The 15,639-nt window shown below is 65.8% G+C and carries 9 protein-coding genes; all 9 read right to left on the bottom strand.

Annotation, left to right across the window (positions count from 1 at the left end; translation table 11 throughout):
- Nucleotides 1–151: 151 nt before the first annotated feature.
- On the bottom strand, nucleotides 152–964 hold the full coding sequence (locus K414_RS0116640; RefSeq protein ID WP_027496971.1) for a shikimate dehydrogenase: 813 nt from the start codon (nucleotides 962–964) through the stop codon (nucleotides 152–154).
- A gap of 1 nt (nucleotide 965) precedes the next feature.
- Nucleotides 966–2,399 carry an endolytic transglycosylase MltG gene (locus K414_RS0116635; protein WP_027496970.1) on the bottom strand — a complete coding sequence of 478 codons (1,434 nt, stop codon included), beginning with the start codon at nucleotides 2,397–2,399 and terminating at the stop codon, nucleotides 966–968.
- Complete coding sequence (gene ruvX / locus K414_RS0116630; RefSeq protein ID WP_027496969.1) at nucleotides 2,396–2,929, bottom strand: Holliday junction resolvase RuvX; 534 nt, start codon at nucleotides 2,927–2,929, stop codon at nucleotides 2,396–2,398. Before ruvX ends, K414_RS0116635 begins: the two co-directional genes overlap by 4 nt.
- A 2-nt stretch (nucleotides 2,930–2,931) precedes the next feature.
- Nucleotides 2,932–5,601 (bottom strand): alanine--tRNA ligase, encoded by a 2,670-nt coding sequence (alaS, locus tag K414_RS0116625; RefSeq protein WP_027496968.1) that lies wholly within the window; start codon nucleotides 5,599–5,601, stop codon nucleotides 2,932–2,934.
- 43 nt (nucleotides 5,602–5,644) lie between these two features.
- Nucleotides 5,645–7,036, bottom strand: a complete 1,392-nt coding sequence (locus K414_RS0116620; RefSeq protein WP_027496967.1) for a replication-associated recombination protein A — start codon at nucleotides 7,034–7,036, stop codon at nucleotides 5,645–5,647.
- A 49-nt stretch (nucleotides 7,037–7,085) separates the two neighbouring features.
- Nucleotides 7,086–8,255: a kinase gene (locus K414_RS0116615; protein ID WP_027496966.1), complete on the bottom strand. Its 1,170-nt coding sequence runs from the start codon at nucleotides 8,253–8,255 to the stop codon at nucleotides 7,086–7,088.
- Nucleotides 8,256–8,408: 153 nt separating this feature from the next.
- Nucleotides 8,409–9,317: a transglutaminase family protein gene (locus K414_RS0116610; protein WP_027496965.1), complete on the bottom strand. Its 909-nt coding sequence runs from the start codon at nucleotides 9,315–9,317 to the stop codon at nucleotides 8,409–8,411.
- Entirely contained in the window at nucleotides 9,314–11,998 is a 2,685-nt protein-coding gene (locus K414_RS0116605; RefSeq protein ID WP_027496964.1) for a circularly permuted type 2 ATP-grasp protein, read from the bottom strand. Before K414_RS0116605 ends, K414_RS0116610 begins: the two co-directional genes overlap by 4 nt.
- 127 nt (nucleotides 11,999–12,125) lie before the next feature.
- Nucleotides 12,126–15,515, bottom strand: coding sequence for a transglutaminase family protein (locus K414_RS0116600; RefSeq protein WP_027496963.1), 3,390 nt, complete (start codon nucleotides 15,513–15,515; stop codon nucleotides 12,126–12,128).
- Nucleotides 15,516–15,639: the final 124 nt, after the last annotated feature.

Raw genomic sequence — 15,639 nt, 5'->3', positions numbered from 1 at the left:
TCGCACCGAGACGAACCGAGTTGCGCGCACAGTCCAGGTCACGTAAAGACCTGTGGACAACCGCCGCCCTGTGTACAGCCGATGTCTTGTGCACTGCCGATGACCCGACGGGCGCAGATCGAGGTTGCTCGCCGGTCGACCACAGACGCGGCTACAGAACGACGCCGAGCGCCTCTCGCATGGCCGATCGGGGTGCCGGCATACCGGTGAATTGCTCTACCTGCCCGTAGGCCTGGTTGAGCAGCATCGACAGTCCGCTGATGACCGTTCCGCCGGCGTCGTCGACCGCAGCGGCGAGTGCGGTCGGCCAGGGGTCGTAGATCGCATCGAGTACGACGGGTGCCCGGCCGAGAGCGGCCGCGAAGGGGGCAACTCCGGCTGCGGGCACGGTGCTGACCAGCACGGCCGACGCCGCTGCGACGTCGGCGAGCCCGGGATCGCTCAACTGTGCGAAGTCGGCGCGGAGCCCGGCGGCCACCGCGCACTCGAGAGTGGCCGTCGCACGATCGGCCGATCGAGCAACCACCGTGACCGACGCGGCACCCAGTGTTGCCAGTGCCACGATCGCGGGTCTCGACGTACCTCCTGCACCCACCACCGTCACGGCGGCACCGGTCAGATCGTCGATTCGAGCATCTCGCAGTGCGCCGACGACGCCGTCCACGTCCGTGCAGTCCGCCCGCCATCCCGACGTCGTCCGCAGCAGAGTGTTGGCCGACCCGGCCAGGACGGCGCGTTCGGTACGTTCCGACGCGTACGTCAGAGCGGCGACTTTGCCGGGCATCGTCACCGACACGCCGACCCAATCCGGCCCGAAACCGTCGACCAGTCCGGGAAGTTGCTCGGCCGTGCACTCGATGCGGTCGTAGGTCCACTCGTCGAGGCCGAGGGCGCGGTAAGCCGCCCGATGGAGCACCGGTGACTTCGAGTGCTCGATCGGGCTGCCGAGTACGGCGGCACGCATGTCAGCGGCCGCTGTCGAGGAATCCGGCTTCCACCTTGCCGATGTTGGCCAGGTGCTCGTCGTAACTGCGGGTGAACAGCGTCTCCCCAGCCTGGTTGATGGTCACGAAGTACAGCCAGTCTCCGTCGGCCGGCATCTCGACGGCCTGTACCGCACCGATGCTCGGGGACGAGATCGGAGTGGCGGGCAGCCCTTCGCTGGCATAGGTGTTCCAGGGCGTCACCGTGGCGCGATCGGCGTCGGTGGTGGCCACCTCGGTGGTGTCGAGCGAGTAGTTCACCGTCGAGTCGAATTCGAGCTTCTGCGGCACCGCGAGACGGTTGAGGATCACCCGCGCCACTTTGCTGAAGTCCTGCGGCAGGGATTCACGCTCCACCAGCGAGGCCGCGACGAGTGTGTCGTACGGGGTCAGTCCGGAGTTGCTGCCCGCGGTGAGGATTCCGGTGTCCTCGTACCGGGTGGCGCTCTCGGACACCAATTGCTTCAGGATGTCCGCAGGAGCGGCGCTGGGATCGAAGTCCCACGTTCCGGCGGAGATCAGACCCTCGAGTTGCCGGTCTCGGTCCGGCACGCCCTCGACGCGGTCGGTTGCCCACTGCGGCACTCCCAGGGCTGCCGGATCGTCGACCGCTCCTGCTGCGTTCAGATCGTCGTAGCTGATGCACGTCGGACTGCCGCTGCCGGTCCGATCCACGCAGCTGGCCTCGGAGATCAAGGTGTAGATCCCCTTCTTGACCGAACCGGTGTTCACGTCTCTCGCGTCGTGCAGTTGACGCCCCTCCGAGATGACCATGTTTCCCACCCGCGAGGCAGGATCCACCAGCTCCTCGACCGCGCGGGAAGCCGGAACACCGCTGGTGAGCAGGTAGAAGCCCGGCTGGACCGACGTGATCGCATTGTTCTGCAGCGCAGCTTCGAGGAACGCTCCGGAACTCGCCACCACGCCCTTGTCCGCAGCCTCGGTACCAATTTGCTGGGCGGTGTCGTTGGGATGGACCTGAATCACGACTCCGTCACCGGACGAACCGGCCGCGAAGTCCTCGTTCGGTGTCGTTCGATTCCCGAACTTGTTCACTGCGAAGTACCCCCCTCCTGCCACGGCGACGACCAACAGCAGCCCGAGAACCAGGGCGACGACTCGGCCACGACGCTTCCGGCTGGACGCAGCGCGTTCCCTGCGACCGGCGGCGCGGCTCCGACCCACGGCCTGCGGCATCGCTCCGGCATCCGGGTCGACTACCGGGCCGCCGCCGGCCTCGCGGTCCGCACGACGGGTGCCCTGCGTATGCGGTTCACTGCGTTGCGGCGGCCGGGACCGATTCATACTCCGGTGGAACTCACTGCCCTCGTCCACGCGATACCCGATCGGATCGGTGTGGGCCTCGTCCGGGGCCACCCGCCGTCGACCCCGATCATCGGACCCATGGTTGCTCACTCGTCGACCTCCGTCGATCCTGAATTCGTCGTTGCTCGGTGCGCCGCGGCCCGTCGTTCGTCGAGCCAACCCTGCAGTATCGCTACCGCGGCGGCCTGGTCGATGACCGATCGCTGATCCTTCGCGCGCACACCACTCTCCCGTAAGGCACGCGACGCGCTCACCGTAGTCAGTCTCTCGTCGGCCATGCGAATCGGCACGCCGGCCAACCGCCTGTGCAGAGAACGGCCGAATCTCTCCGCCGCGTCGACTGCACTTCCACGTTCACCGCGCAACGTCCGAGGCAGTCCGATGACGACCTCGACGGCCTCGTACTCGGCGATAATTTCCGCCACCCGGACGACGTCCGGCGCATCGGATCCCTTGACCTTGGACCGCGGCACCGTTTCGACGGGCGTCGCGAGGACGCCGTCGGGGTCGGACGACGCGATGCCGATGCGAACGCTCCCGACGTCTACGCCGATGCGTCGGCCGCGGCCCGGATCGTCGACGCCGGGTCGATCGGGGCCTCGCCCCTGAGTCGGCACGATCGTCAGTGGGTGGTGAGTTCGGTCAATCGCGCCCGAGCGGCGTCGATCCCTGCGGCGATGCCCGCGACATCCGAGCCCGATCCCTGGGCGAGTTCGGGCTTGCCACCACCTCGGCCACCGATGCTCGGGCCGAACGACGCGACCAGCTCGCCGGCCGCGATTCCGGTCTCCTGGGCGGCCTTGTTCACCGAGACCACGAACGGGACCTTGCCACCGACCGTGCCGAACAGCACGACCACGGCCGGATCCGTCCCGAGTCGGCCGCGGATGTCGGTGGCCAGCGTGCGCAGGTCGTTCCCGCCGACGCCGTCGGGTGCCTGCGCGACGACTGCTCGCACGTCACCGAACCGTTCGGCCTTACCGACGTACTCTCCCGCCGAGGCCAGTACGGCCGCGGCCTTGACCGACTCCAGTTCCTTCTCGGCGACCCGAAGACGCTCCACCAGGTTCTCGATGCGCGCCGGCACCTCCTCGGACGGGACCTTCAACGACGACGCGACGCCGGCCAACAGCGCGCGTTCCTTCGCCAGGTAGCGGTACGAGTCGAGGCCGACGAAGGCTTCGACGCGGCGTACACCCGAGCCGACCGAGGATTCGCCGAGGATGGTGACCGGACCGATCTGCGACGAGTGTTGGACGTGAGTGCCACCGCACAGTTCCATCGAGAACGGCCCGCCGATCTCGACCACGCGGACCTCGTCGCCGTAGTTCTCGCCGAACAGCGCCATGGCCCCCATCTTCTTGGCGCTGTCGAGGTCGGTGACGAGGGTGTTGACCTCGTAGTCCGAGCCGACCGCATCGTTGGCGACATTCTCGATGTCGTCGCGCTGCGCCTCGGACAACGATCCCTGCCAGGAGAAGTCGAAACGCAGGTACCCCGGCTTGTTCAGCGAGCCTGCCTGCGTCGCATTGGGTCCGAGCACCTGGCGCAGTGCAGCGTGGACCATGTGCGTGCCCGAGTGCCCTTGGGTCGCACCCTTGCGCCAGGCGTGGTCGACGTCGACGTGCACGGTGTCGCCCTCGGTGATCTGGCCGGTATCGACCACGGACTTGTGGGTCCACACCTTCTTGGCGATCTTCTGCACATCGTTGACCTTGACGGTCAGGCCGGGTGCGGTGATGGTGCCGATGTCGGCGATCTGACCACCGGATTCCGCGTACAGCGGGCTGCGGTCGAGGATGATCTCCACGCTCTCGCCGGCGACCGCGGTCGGAACCCGAACGCCATTGGAGATCAACGCGAGAACCGTTGCCTCGGAACCGAGTTCGTCGAACCCGGTGAACTCGGTCGGCGAACCGTCGACGAAATCCTTGTAGACGGTGAGGTCGGCGTGTGCATGCTTGCGCGCGCGGGCGTCCTCTTTGGCGCGAGTGCGTTGCTCGGCCATCAACGAGCGGAATCCGTCCTCGTCCACGGACAGTCCGGCCTCGGCGGCCATTTCGAGCGTCAGGTCGATCGGGAACCCGTAGGTGTCGTGCAGCGCGAAGGCTTCGGCGCCGCCGATCTTCTTCGCGCCCGACGCCTTGACGGCCTCCGCGGCACCCTCGAACAGCCGCGAGCCCGACGTCAGGGTCTTGAGGAAGGCGGTCTCCTCCCCCACTGCGACGGTGAGGATGCGATCGAAGTCCGTGACCAGGTTGGGGTACGACTCGGCCATGGTGTCGCGGACGACGGTGATGAACTGCGCCATCGTCTCGTCGGGTGCGCCGAGGAGACGCGCGGATCGGACGATGCGACGCAGCAGGCGCCGAAGCACGTAGCCGCGGCCGTCGTTGCCGGGATTGACTCCATCGGAGATCAGCAATGCAGCGGTGCGCGCGTGGTCGGCGATGACGCGGAAACGGACGTCGTCGTCGTGGTTACTGCCGTAGGTCCGACCCGACAGCTCCTCTGCCTTGGCGATGACCGGCCGCACGAGATCGGTCTCGTACACGTTGTCGACGCCCTGGAGCAGGAATGCCACGCGCTCGACGCCCATGCCGGTGTCGATGTTCTTCTTCGGCAGTGGGCCGAGGATCTCGAAATCGTCCTTGCTGATGCCTTGGCCGCGTTCGTTCTGCATGAACACGAGGTTCCAGATTTCGATGTACCGGTCCTCGTCGGCTTCGGGGCCGCCTTCGGCACCGAACTCGGGGCCTCGGTCGTAGTAGATCTCCGAGCAGGGCCCACAGGGTCCGGGGATTCCCATGGACCAGTAGTTGTCGGCCATTCCACGACGTTGGATGCGTTCGTCGGGCAGACCGGCGATCTCCTTCCACAGCTCGATCGCCTCGTCGTCGTCGAGGTAGGCCGTGGCCCAGATCCGCTCGGGATCGAACCCGTACCCGCCGTCTTCGACGCTGTCGGTCAGCAGGGTCCAGGCATGCTTGATCGCGTCGCGCTTGAAGTAATCGCCGAACGAGAAGTTTCCGGCCATCTGGAAGAACGTGTTGTGCCGAGTGGTGATACCGACGTTCTCGATGTCGAGGGTGCGCACGCACTTCTGGACGCTCGTCGCCGTCTTGTACGGCGGCGTCTGCTGCCCGAGGAAGAACGGCACGAAGGGAACCATGCCCGCGTTGACGAACAGCAGGTTGGGATCGTCGAGGATCAACGACGCACTGGGTACTTCGGTGTGTCCCGCCTTCACGAAATGGTCGAGGAAACGCCTGCGGATCTCATGGGTCTGCACTGATACAGGTTAGCGTCGTCAGACCCTGTGCCGATTCGAGGGCCTATCGGCCTCGGATGATGCGCCGCAGTTTCCCCACCCTGGTCGCGATTTCGCGCTCGGCACCGTGTTCGGTGGGTTCGTAGTAGTTCACGCCGACCAGTTCGTCGGGCGGATACTGCTGCCCCAGCACGCCACCCGGACTGCTGTGCGGGTATTTGTATCCGACGGCGTTACCCAACCCCTGGGCACCCTTGTAGTGGCCGTCGCGTAGATGCGGCGGCACCGATCCGGACTTGCCTGCGGCGACGTCGGCCATGGCCGCTCCGAGGGCGCCGATCACGGCACCGGACTTGGGCGCTGTCGCCAGGTGAATGGTTGCCTGCGCCAGCGCCAGTCGCGCCTCCGGCATCCCGATCATCTGCACGGCACTCGCCGCGGCGGTGGCCGTCTGCAGTGCGGTGGGATCGGCCATCCCGATGTCCTCGCTCGCATGGACGACGAGCCGCCGCGCGATGAAGCGGGCGTCCTCCCCCGCGGTGATCATGCGTGCGAGGTAATGAAGTGCGGCATCGACGTCGGATCCCCTGATCGACTTGATGAACGCGCTGATGACGTCGTAGTGCTGGTCGCCGTCACGGTCGTAGCGCACCGCGGCCTTGTCGACACTGGCCTCGACCGTCGCGAGGTCCAGCGTTCCGTCGGTTGCGGCGCCCGCTGCCGCCTCGAGCGCCGTCAACGCTCGGCGGGCGTCACCGGCCGCGAGCCGCACCAGGTGATCCATTGCGTCCTCGGCGATGGTCACCGCACCGTCCAGGCCTCGGGGATCGTTGGCCGCACGGGTCAGCAACAGTTCGATGTCCTCGGAGCCGAGCGGCTGCAATTGCAGCACCAGCGATCTCGACAGCAGAGGTGACACCACCGAGAAGGACGGATTCTCCGTCGTGGCGGCCACGAGCAACACGATTCGGTTCTCGACGGCGGCGAGCAGTGCGTCCTGCTGGGTCTTGGAGAAACGGTGGACCTCGTCGATGAACAACACGGTCTGCTCACCGGACAACAGCCGGCGGCGCGCGAGTTCGATGACGTTGCGCACTTCCTTGACCCCGGCCGACAGGGCGGACAACGCCTCGAACTTGCGACCGGTCGCCCCCGAGATCAACGACGCCAGCGTGGTTTTTCCTGTTCCGGGCGGGCCGTACAGCATCACCGAGGACGCTCCGGATCCCTCGACGAGACGACGCAACGGTGCGCCGGGTGCCAGCAGATGAGACTGTCCGACGACCTCGTCGAGCGTCGTCGGTCGCATGCGCACAGCGAGCGGTGCGTCGGGTCGCATGTACGTGGAAGTCGGACGGGGCTCGTCGATCATCGGATCCGGTGCCGCGGGTGGATCGAACAATCCGTCGCCGTCCGACTCGTCGTCCGAGATGTCACTTCCGAAACCGCCGCTCACTGGTCGAACGCTACCGATTCGACGGTACGAAAGGCGAACGCGTTCGCGCTCAGCGGTCCCGCTTCGCGCGCAGAGCGGACACGACCGACTCGGCGTAGTCGGCGATATCGGGCTCTCCCGAACGCACTGCGCTGTCCTGGAGCACCGACCAACGCGAAATCAGCGCCTGCGACCGCGGTACCGACAGCTGGTGTGCGCGCGCCGCGGCAATTCGAGTGTGATCGTCGGGTAGGAACCAGTACGTGGTCAGCCACACCCAGATCAACCTCGCGTCGAGCAGCTTGGTCGCCAGCACGTGGTCGTCCGCCAGTGCAGGCCAGATGCCGACGACCTCCGAACGCCACGCGTCGATCATGGCCTGCTCGCGATCGTGCGAGAGCTCGAAACTGCACAGACACCCCGGGAACGACGCCAACGCGTACGTGATGTCGAGAGTGGCGTCTCGAAAACCGCCCCACTCGTAGTCGAGGAATCGAACGCCTTCGTCGTTGACGATGATGTTGTCGGGACACAGATCCGACGGGCTGAAGGCACGGAACGCTCCGTGTGCGAACAGCCGTCCGCTGCGCGAGACCCGTTCGAGAAGGACGTCCGGTGGTGCCCCTACTCCGAGCAATCCGGTCAACATGCCGGGTACCGCGGCGAGGGCGTCGGGTATCTGCGCGGAAATTCCGTCAGCCGAGTCGGGCTGGCCGACCCGCCGAAGCAATGCTGCGAAATCGTCCTCACGGCCCACGGTTGCCGCATGCATGCGCCCGAGCGCCTGAGCCATGGCCATCAGCGAGTTGGTGACCATCGATGCATCGGAACTGCGCAGCAGCGTGGGGATCGCACTGGCGTCACCGAGGTCGCTCAGAATCAACAGCCGAGCATCGAGATCGTAGGCGTGCAGCTCCGGCCCCGGCCTGCTGTCGGTGGCCAGCGCATTCGCGAACTGGTACGAGGCGGCCTCGCGTAGAAATGCACTCGACCCGGCGACATCGGTGAGCTCGGAATGCAGCTCCGATTCTCCGGGAAGATCGCGCACCTGCTTGATGACAAGGGTTCGCGGAAGCTGAAAAGGATTCTCGGACACCTTCACTCGCAACACGATGGCTTGGCCACTACCCCCGAGGTCGACGGGATCGATCAGCGTCACCGGTGCCCCGGTGCGCTTGGTCAGTAGTCGCTGGGCTGCTGCCACTACCTCGGATACAGGGTCTGCAAGTGTTGCGGTCATCGTTGTCCAAGCTACCTGTTCGCTACGTCGTACTGTGCCGTGTCGCCGGCTACGAAAGAGACACGATTGTCCGTTTTGCGGCTTTCGAGATCCCATTCGTAGACCCGACCAGCTGGCCGGTTACCCCGAAGCCACCAAAGTATGCAGCGCGAATTACATTGGTGCAACGTCGACCGACACCGCGATCGTGCTCTTCTCGGCCTCGGTGTAGATGACCCCGCGCAACGGCGGAACGTCGGCATAGTCGCGGCCCCAGGCGACCGTCGCGTACCGCTCGTCGACCAGCTGATCATTGGTCGGATCGAAGGCCAGCCAGCGGTCGTCGGGCATCCACACCGCGGCCCACGCATGGGTCGCATCGACACCGATCATGCGTTCCTTGCCCGGTGGCGGTTCCGTGGCGAGATAGCCCGACACGTACCGTGCCGCCAACCCCTGCGACCGCAGACAGGCGATGGCCAACCGAGCGAAGTCCTGACAGACCCCCGAGCGTGCGGCGAGGACGTCGACCACGGTGGTCGATACCGTCGTGGACCCGGACAGATACCGAAAGTCGGTGAAGATCCGGTGCGTCAGATCGACGATGACGTCCGCGAGCGGACGCCCCGGCGTGAAACTGGGCGCGGCGTACGCTCGCACCTCGTCCGTGATCTCCGGCGTCGGCAGATCGAGGGCGAACTCCACCGCCGATGAACGTGCCGAGTCCGCTGCATCGGTCCTGGTGGGGTCGAACATGGCCATCCGGGCCGATTCCCACGGGGCAGTCGCAGGCCACGACGTGGTCTCGTCCACCGGCCGCGGGTACACCTCGACGAGCGAATCCGCCGTGACGACCAGCTTCTCGTGATCGTTGGTCACGTGGAAGTACACGTCTTCGTTGCCGTAGACATCGACGCCGAACGATTGATCGGTGGGTGGCGGCTCCACCGTGACCGACTTCTCGACGCAGTGCTGCCCGTCCATGTCCCGCGGCGCGAGAAATCCTCGCCCGTAGGACGACGTGACGCGATCGGAGTAGGTGTACGTGGTGATGTGCTTGATTCGGTACCGACGACTCGTCATCGTGCCCCGCTTCCGATCCGCGCACCGACGCTGCCCCACAGCGGCTGGGTACCGCCCGGCAGCGACATGTGCGTCGCGAGAACAACTCGGGACAGTTCTTCGAGCGAATCGTGAATACCGTCCACGAGCTCGATCAGTTCCACCCGCCGCCCGGTGGCGTCGACCGACTCCAAGTCACCCGGGTCGACGCGACGCAACCGAACCCGCATCTGCTCGACGAGTTGTTCGGGCCGCGAGCTACCGGACGCATCCGGTAGTGCCCCGAGATCGTCACGTAATCGGTCGAGTTGGTACACGAGTGCGCGAGGGTTGCCGGCGTCGAACAGCAGCAGCTGCGCAACTGCAGCGGGCCGTGCACGACCACTGTTGCGTCGGCGATAGATCACCGAGGACTCTGCCGCAGACAGCACCGAATCGATGACCGCCTGTTCGGTGGACGGCGTCAGGGCGTGACTCAGAGTCGCTGACAGCAATGCTGTCAGTTGCAATCCCCGCTCTATTCGCTTGCCCGCGTCCATCAGGTACCAACCGGCGTCGCGAACCATCGACTCCGACGCCAGTCCGGACAGCGCGAGCAGACCGCGCAGCACGCTCGATTGCGATGCAGCCAGCTGGGCACCGTTGTTGACGGCCGACTCGCCCAACTCATCGAGCGCGGTGTCGATGCGAGCGAGCACTGCCCAGGTGTCGTTCGAGAGTTGATCGCGCACCGCACGAGCTGCCTGTTGCATCCGATCGACCGACTGCGCCAGTGAACCGAGGCGCTCCACCGAGAGCATCAGCGAACGCATTTCGGCCATCGCATCGGCGCGGATCGTCTCGTCCAGGAATCCCGGTCCCGTGCGCGATACCTTCGTGACCGCTTCCAGCAGAAGCGGCAGGCTGTCGCTGCCGTCGAGCCACGGCATCGAGCGATAGTCCTGATCCCGCTCCCGGGCGGCGATGAGCAGACGTGTCATGTCCTCCGCGCGTTCGCTGTACCGACCGAACCAGAAGAGATCGCCCAGCACACGCGGGGAACTGACCACCTCGACGTTGGACGCGGCGTACTGCGGCAACTCCTCCACCGTGGCAGGCGGGGTGTGCGGAGCAGAATCGGCCGGAGTGACCCTCTCCACCGACTTGACCCACACGTCCTTGGAGGCGACGGTGATCAGTGGTTCGGTGACCGGCGCCGTGATCATGACCTGACCCAGACCGCCTCGCATCGGGGTGTAGCCGACCCGCTGCGCGACGGTGAACAAGCGCATTCCGACCTGGGCCGGAGCAACCGCCAACTGCTCCCCCGACCCGCTGCCCCACGACGAACCCACCGGAGCCAGCGAGAACTCCGGCACTTCCTGACCGGTCCATTTCCACGGAGCTGCCTCGACCTCGTCCCACAGCGCCCGGGCCGCCTGCTCGGTGAGATCGTGACCCACGACCGCGCGTCGGGACACGGTGGATCTCAATACCAGCGATCGGAAGCGAGTTCGCATGTGCGAGAGTGCGATCGGATCACCGCCCCAATAGGTGGGGACCGAATCGAGAGTCAGATCCTCATCCAGCAGAGCCCGGCTCAGAGCCGGCAGCAACGGTGTCAGTGCGGGATTCTCGAGGACTCCGCTACCGAGAGTGTTGACCACGCTCACCGCACCGCGCCGCAGGACCTCGACCAGACCGACCACACCCAGATGCGAATCCGGACGCAGATCGAGCGGGTCGACGAACTCGGCGTCGACGCGTCGTAACACCACGTCCACCCGTCGCAGTGTGCCGAGCGAACGCATCCACAAACAGCCGTCCCGCACCACCAGATCGGCGTTCTCGACGAGCGGGAAGCCCAGAACCGTTGCCAGATAAGCCTGATCGAACGCCGTCTCGGAATGCGACCCCGGCGTCAACACCACCACGACAGGATCCTCGGCGGACGCGGGTGCAGCGTCACGCAGCGCCAAGCGCATCGCGCGAGCGAACGTCGACAGCGGCCTCGGATTGCTCGCCTGGAACAGCTCCGGCATCGCCCGCGACATCACTCGCCGATCGGCCAGCGCATACCCCACCCCGGACGGTGCCTGAGTGCGATCCGCAACGACCGAGAACCGGCCGTCGGACCCGCGCGCGATGTCGGCTGCGTGCATGAACAACTGATGCGGACCCGGGACGGTGATGGCGTGCGCCGGTCGAAGATAGCCGGGGTTGCCGAAGATCAGCTCGGGCGGAATCAGACCGCGCCGGACTGTCTCCTGCGCACCGTAGATGTCGGTCAGGATGGCGTCGAGCAGTTGCGAACGTTGAACCAGCCCCGCTTCGAGCCGATCCCATTCGTCCGCTGCAACGACGTACGGGACGCTGTCCAATCCCCACCGCACGGAACTGGGCCCGGGCTCGTTGCCGCCCGTCGGAATCGGGTTGTACGTGATTCCGTGATCGTCGACCAGCCGGCTGACCCGGGACTGCAACGTCTGCATGGCACCCGGGCCGGCGTCGCGCATACCGTCGACCAACTCCGCCCAGTGCGGACGCACCGTGTCGTCGGCAGCGAGCATCTCGTCGAACAGATCTCTGCGACCCGTCACGGCCTCACGTCGACCGTGATATTCGAGCCACGGTGACACGAGGTCGGGTGACGCGGGGTCGGGCGCACCGGCCGCCGTCTCGCTGCGGCCCGCCTCACTGTGAGCGGTATCCACGGGCACCATCGAGCCGTTGTTCCTTCCGTCGGTCGATCACACTCCGTCGCCGGATGAGGCGTGGTCGTTGCCGAATCCACCCGTTCCGCGTCGGACCGAAATCGCTACCGGGCGACTCGTTCTTTTCTTGCCCGCCTCAGGACGTGTGAACCCCGGTCCGGCGCAGGTCCAGCATGCCGGGCGCAGTCACGTCGATCGCTTGGCGAGCGTGCATCTCGAGCAATCTTGCTATGTCCACCTTGCCGGACGTGAACCCGCCCTCCTCGAAACGACCGTTGCGTCGCGCTTCCGCCTCCACCGAGTTGACCGGTGGACCGTCGTACGACCGTCCGCCGGGGTGCACCACGTGATACGAGCACCCGCCGACTGCGCGTCCGGTTTGCATCTCCACCAGATCGAATCGCAAGGGACTCTGCACCTCGATCGTGGGGTGCAGCGCGCTCGGCGGTTGCCAGGCGCGATAGCGAACTCCGGCGACCTGGACGTCCTGTCGCTCGGTGCGCAACATCGGTACCGGCACCCCGTTGCAGGTCAACAGGTAGCGGCCCACATCGGCACCGGCAACGCGAACCTGGATGCGCTCGACCGAGGAGTCCACGTAGCGCGCCGTGCCCGACGACGTCGACTCCTCCCCGAGCGTGTTCCACGGCTCGATTGCACCGCGCAGTTCGATCTCGGCATCGCCGACGACGGTGGTACCGATGCGCGGGAAACGAAACTCGGTGAACGGGTCCAGCCAGCTGGTATCGAATTCGATGCCGTGCTCGCGGAGGTCCTCGGCGACCCGGCCGATATCACCGATCACGAAGTGCGGCAACATGTATCGACCGTGCAGGTTGGCACCGTGCCGAATCAGTGGTGCTTCGAGCGGGGTATCCCAGAATCGCGAGACCATCGAGCGCACGAGTAAGGACTGCACCATCGCCATCTGATGATGCGGCGGCATCTCGAATCCGCGAAGTTCGAGCAGACCGAGCCTGCCGCGGGTGGAGTCGGGGCTGTACAGCTTGTCGATGCAGAACTCGGCACGGTGCGTGTTCCCGGTGATGTCGGTGAGCAGGTGCCGCAGCGCCCGATCGACGACCCACGGCGATGCCGAACGGTCAGCACCGGTCAGACGCTTGATCTCGCTGAACGCAACCTCGAGCTCGTAGAGCGACTCCTCACGACCTTCGTCGGCTCGGGGGGCCTGCGAGGTGGTACCGATGAATCGACCCGAGAACAGGTACGACAGCGACGGGTGACGTTGCCAGTGTGTCAACAGAGACACCAGCAGGTCCGGTCGGCGCAGCACCGGCGAATCGGACGGTGTGACGCCACCCAGAGTGATGTGGTTGCCACCGCCGGTGCCGCGAGTGGTGCCGTCGTTGTCGAAACCCTCGGTACTCAACCGTGATTTACGCGCCTCGAGATACAAGCGCTCCATCAGCTCGTTCTGCTCCGCCCACGACGACGTCGGCTGAACGTTCACCTCGATGACCCCGGGATCCGGAGTGACCGTGAGGGTTTGGATACGGGGATCCGAAGGCGGGCCGTAACCCTCGAGGACGACCGGTGTCTCGATCGCGGATGCGGCGCGCTCCACCCGAGAGACCAGATCGACGAAGTCGTCCAATCGATCCATCGGCGGCATGAACACGTGCAGTACGCCGTCGCGTACCTCGGCGACCAGTGCGGTCACCGCAGTTCCACCCACTCCGGACGTCTCCCGCACCGCCTGCGCGTAGCGCGACTCGGCCGGGTCGACGGCCCGGGGTGGTTGCTGCGTCAGCTGCGGGGTCGGCAGATCGGGTTTCGGTGCGGTGGGATCGGCCGGGTTCTCGACCGGACCCCCGTCCCACGAGATCGCTCGTAGCGGCAGACGGAGCCCGGCGGGAGAATCCCCCTCCAACAACACGATTCGCCCACGTCGCAGCTTCCAGTCTGCGCTCTGCCAGCCAGTGCCGTCCTCGGTCCGCGAGATCGGCAGCACGAATGCCGCCGGTTCGTCGGTACTGGCGTCGAGCCGTTCGAGGAGAAGCCTTCTCGCAGCTGCGGAATCTGTCCCCGGTTCGAGATCGTCGGCGTCGGCCGGAGGATCCCCGTAGGGCTGACGCACCAGATCCAACAGCTTGACGAGCGGATCCTCGTAGGCCGGACGCGCTTGCGAGGCGGGCAGACCCAATCCGTCGACCAGTCGGTCGATCAGCTTCTGCGATACGGAATTGTCGACTGGATCAGGACGCAGATCGTGCGCCGACCACGGATCGGCTATGAGGTCCGAGTCGTGCCACAGTGCCTGGCCGTCGGTGCGCCAGAACAAACCCACCTGCCATCGTGGGAGAGGCTCACCGGGATACCATTTGCCCTGGCTGCGCTGGACCATGCCGTCGGGCGCGTAGATGGTTCGAAGTCGTTCTGCGAGAACGCTGGCCAGCGTGCGCTTGTGCGGACCGTCTGCGGTGGTGTTCCACTCGGGCGCTTCCTGGTTCTCGATGGCGACGAACGTCGGCTCACCACCGACGGTCAATCGAATGTCCTGATCGAGCATGCGCCGGTCGATCTTCTCGGCCGTGGCCTCGATCGCGTCCCACTGCTCGGCCGTGTATGGCAACGTTGTACGCGGATCCTCGTGAACACGCACCACAGTGTTCGAGAAGTCCAGTTCGGCTGTGCATTTGCTCGTCGCGCCGGAAATTGCGGCCGCGGTCGACGGATGCGGCGTGGCCGACAGTGGAATGTGCCCCTCGCCGGCGAACAGGCCCGAGGTGGGGTCCATTCCGACCCAACCGGCACCGGGGAGATACACCTCGGTCCAGGCGTGCAGGTCGGTGAAGTCCTCGACCGGCCCGGACGGACCGTCCAGCGATTTCACGTCCGAGGACAATTGGACGAGGTAACCCGAGACGAAACGCGCGGCCAGGCCCATCTGACGAAGGACCGACACCAGCAACCACGCGGAGTCGCGGCACGATCCCACGGCGGACGTCAACGTCAGGTCCGGGGTCTGCACTCCGGGCTCCATCCGCACGGAGTAGCCGACGTCCGCCATCACGGCCTGATTGGCCATGACGAGAAAGTCGATGGTGCGCAACGATTCTCCCCGCTCGACGACGGCGGCCTGCAGCTTTTCCACCCACGCGGACACGACCGGTCCGGGCCCGGAACCGGCCTTGTCCTCGTCCACCGGGCGAAGATAGGGCTCGAGATCGGGCAGATCGTGTTCCTCGTATGCGAAGCCGAAGTGCTCCGCCCATTCCTCGACGAAAAAATCCAACGGATTGATCGACGCCATGTCCGCAACGAGTCCGACCGTGATGGACAGATGGTCGGTTCGCTCGGGGAACACCACGCGGGCGAGAAAGTTGCCGAAGACGTCCTGCTGCCAGTTGACGAAATGCTCGGCCGGCTCGATCTTCAGCGAATACGCCTCGATGGGAGTGCGCGAATGCGGTGCCGGTCGCAGCCTGATCTCGTGCGGAAAGATCTTGACCGTGCGGTCGAATCGGTAACTGGTGCGATGTTCGAGTGCAACCTTGATGCCCACGGCGAGCCCCTCGTGATAGTCCCGGTATGGGTAGAAACAACAACCCTAGTGGGCCCCGGCCCGGTGCGCTCGGCAAGAATTCGAACCATCGACGATGCCCGACGGTATTCGGGCCCGCACGACC

Origin of the sequence: Rhodococcus sp. JG-3 (genome assembly GCF_000482405.1) — a bacterium.
Classification (GTDB): Bacteria; Actinomycetota; Actinomycetes; order Mycobacteriales; family Mycobacteriaceae; genus Rhodococcoides; species Rhodococcoides fascians.
This window is presented reverse-complemented; position numbering and strand designations above follow the sequence as displayed.